This window comes from Streptomyces sp. NPDC004561, assembly GCF_053602155.1.
Genome location: NZ_JBSGDB010000836.1, coordinates 1 through 1,993 on the forward strand (window position 1 = coordinate 1; position 1,993 = coordinate 1,993).

General features: G+C 72.2%; 1 pseudogene. It reads left to right on the forward strand.

The window, feature by feature from the left end:
- Positions 1-48: 48 nt before the first annotated feature.
- Positions 49-1,914, forward strand: a pseudogene (locus tag ACWEN3_RS45890) (MMPL family transporter); the annotation flags it as partial.
- Positions 1,915-1,993: the final 79 nt, after the last annotated feature.

Below are 1,993 nucleotides of genomic sequence, written 5' to 3' on the forward strand. Positions count from 1 at the left end.
GCGTGCTGGCCGTGATCGGCGCTGGAGCCTGGCAGATCTCCCAACACCACCGGCGTCGGCTCCTACTGGGGGACCGGAGCGCCCGCCCTGCGCGCCGGGGACGGCCACGAGGCACTGATCGCCGCCCGCATCACCGGCGACGAGAACACCATGGCCAGAACCCTGGACCGCATAGCCCCCCACTACCGGGGCGCGCACGGCCCGGTCCGGGTGAAGGTCGGCGGCATCGTCGCGGTACGGCACGAGATGCAGACGATCATCAAGGAGGACCTCACCCGAGCCGAGATGATCGCCCTGCCGATCACCCTCGTGCTGCTCGTGATGGTCTTCGGCAGCGCGGTCGCGGCCCTGCTCCCGCTGGGCATCGGCGTCGTCGCCATCCTCGGCACGAACGCCGTGCTGCGCGGCCTGACGTCCTTCACCGACGTCTCCGTCTTCGCGCTGAACCTCACCACGGCCCTCGGCCTCGGCCTCGCCATCGACTACGCGCTCTTCATCGTCCGCCGCTACCGCGAGGAACTGGCCACCGGCGCCGAGCCGTTGACCGCGATCGGCACGACGTTGCGCACGGCCGGCCGCACGGTGCTCTTCTCCGCCCTGACGGTCGCGGTGTCCCTGGCCGCCATGATGGTCTTCCCGCAGTACTTCCTGCGGTCCTTCGCCTACGCCGGCATCGCCGTGGTCCTGCTCGCGGCCGCCGCCGCCCTGATCCTGCTCCCGGCGGCGCTGATGCTGCTCGGCCACCGGGTCAACTCCCTCGACCTGCGCCGTCTGTTCCGGCGCGGCCGGCGGCCGAAGCCGGAGGGGGGCGGCACCTGGGCGCGCACCGCCGGCCTGGTGATGCGGCGCGCCCCGCTCTTCGCGCTCGGCACCACCGCCCTCCTGGTGATCCTCGGACTGCCCTTCATGGGCGTGAAGTTCGGCACCGCGGACGACCGTCAGCTCCCCTCGACCGCCGAGTCCCACGTGGTGCAGCAGCACCTGCGCGCGGACTTCCCGGGCAGCCCCGGCGGCGGCCTGGAGGTCCTCGCCGAGGGCAGGGCCACCCAGGCCCAGTACGCCGCCTACAAGCAGCGGGTGGCCGAACTGCACGAGGTGGTCCGGGTGGACGGCCCGCTGGTGAGGGGCGACGCGGCGTACTTCACCGTCCAGCCGAGGGGCGAGGCCGTGGACGACGCCGCCCAGCGCCTGGTCGGCGACCTGCGCGCCCTGCACGCCCCCTTCGGCACCAAGGTGACCGGCACGGCCGCCGTGCTGGTCGACACCAAGCACGCGATAGCCGAAGGCCTGCCCTGGGCGGCCCTGTTCATCGCCGTGGTCACCCTCCTGCTGGTCTTCCTGCTCACCGGCAGCGTGCTGATACCCCTGCAGGCCGTGGTGCTCAACGCGCTCAGCCTGACGGCGATGTTCGGCGCGGTGGTGTGGGTCTTCCAGGACGGCCATCTGTCCGGCGCGCTCGGCTTCACCAGCTCCGGCTCCATCGAGACCACCCTGCCCGTCCTGATGTTCTGCGTGGCCTTCGGCCTCTCCATGGACTACGGCGTGTTCCTGCTCTCCCGCATCAAGGAGGAGTACGACCGCACGGGCGACCACGACGCGGCCGTGCGCCACGGACTCCAGCGCACCGGCGGGCTGATCACCGCGGCCGCGGTCATCCTCGCGGTGGTGATGGTCGCCATCGGCACCTCCCGGGTGACCAACACCAAGATGCTGGGCCTCGGTATCGCCCTCGCGGTGCTGATGGACGCGATGGTGGTCCGGAGCCTGCTGGTCCCGGCCATCATGCGGCTCACCGGCCGCGCCACCTGGTGGGCCCCGGCCCCGTTGCGCCGCTTCCACCGGCGCTTCGGCCTCAGCGAGGGCGAGAGCGCCGCACCGTCCCAGTCGGAGGAGGAGCAGCCGGAGCCGGAGTGATGACCCGGGCCCCCGTGCAGGCAGGAGTACCGCGCGACAGGCACCGATTCCTGTGCGGGAGCGGGCTCGAGGACGGATC